We start from the raw sequence: 1560 nt of genomic DNA, 5'->3' as shown, positions 1-1560 counted from the left end.
CGGCAACAATCGTCCCCTGCAAATGCCTCACCGTCACCGCGCCGGATGTCGTGCCGCCACTGGATATCGCACGGATTCCTTGGGCATTGCTTCCCGTAGTGGAGACATCACCCGTCACCATTACCGTCACCGCGCCAGCATCGCCATCGGCGTAGGAATACGCCTGAATACCTTCGGCACTGAACCCCGTGGTAGAGATGTTGCCCATCACCGTCACCGTCACCGCGCCAGCATCGCCATCGCCATCGGCGTAGGAATACGCCTGAATACCATTGGCACTGCTCTCTATGGTAGAGATATCGCCCATCACTGTCACCGCCACCGCGCCAGCATCGCCATCGCCGTAGGCGTAGGAATACGCCCGAATACCTTCGGCACCGTTCCCGGTGGTAGAGATATCGCCAGTCACTGTCACCGCCACCGCGCCGGCATCGCCATCGGCATCGGAATACGCCAGAATACCTTCGGCATTGCTGCCCGTGGTAGAGATATCGCCCGTCACCATTACCGTCACCGCGCCGGCATCGCCTTCGGCTTCGGAATACGCCTGTATCCCTTGGGCATTGCTTCCCGTGGTAGAGATATCGCCCGTCACCATTACCGTCACCGCGCCGGCATCGCCATCGGCATCGGAATACGCCAGAATACCTTTGGCACGGCTCCCCGTGGTGGAGATATCGCCCGTCACTGTCACCGCCACCGCGCCGGATGTCGCGTCGCCATAATCACCGGTAAAGGCAACGGAATACGCCTGAATACCATCGGCTAAGTCCCCCGTTGTGGAGACATTACCGGTTACTGTCACCGCCACCGCGCCGGATGTCGCGTCGCCATAATCACCGGTAAAGGCTTCGGAATACGCCCGAATACCATCGGCTAAGTCCCCCGTTGTGGAGACATTGCCGGTTACTGTCACCGCCACCGCGCCGGATGTCGCGTCCCCATCGCCATAGACATCGGCAGAGGAATACGCCCGCATACCATCGGCACCGTTCCCGGTGGTAGAGATATCGCCCGTCACCATCACCGCCACCGCATCAGACGTCGTATCGCCACCACCACGGCTAGCGGCATAGGAACCTGCAAAAATTCCCTGGGCACCTCCCCCTGCGGTGGTGATATCCCCTGTCACCATCACCGCCACCGCATCAGACGTCGTATCGCCACCACCACGGCTATCGGCAGAGGAACGCGCAAAGATTCCCTTGGAATCAATTCCTTTGGTGGATATATCACCTGTCACCGAAATCACCACCGCGCCGGTTGCCGCATCGCCATCGCTGAACTGCGTGACAGTGGACCCCGCATAAATCCCATTGGCATACTGACCGTCGGTGGTTATATCGCCCGTCATCGTCAACGTTATAGAACCGGACCATACGGGACCTGCGCTTGCGTCAATATAGTGACGAGTATCGGAACGTGCAAAAATCCCATTGGCAAATTGCCCCGTGGTGGTGATGGAAAACGGTCCGCCTTCGCTGTCGGTCGTATCAAGGGCAATTATGATATCGCCACTGGTTCTTTCAGCGCCCACGTTCCCGTTGGATGTAAATCGTA

1 protein-coding gene is annotated in these 1560 nt (G+C 58.8%); it reads right to left on the bottom strand.

Features of this window, described 5'->3' with window-relative positions:
• The coding region (locus ACR0DT_RS24990; RefSeq protein WP_480713338.1) for a beta strand repeat-containing protein at window positions 1-1537 on the bottom strand (1537 nt) is incomplete at its 3' end.
• Window positions 1538-1560: the final 23 nt, after the last annotated feature.

The sequence above is a fragment of the Ruegeria sp. BI11 genome (genome assembly GCF_056538005.1).
The sequence above is the reverse complement of the archived record's forward strand: the minus strand, read 5'-3'. Positions and strand labels throughout refer to the sequence as shown.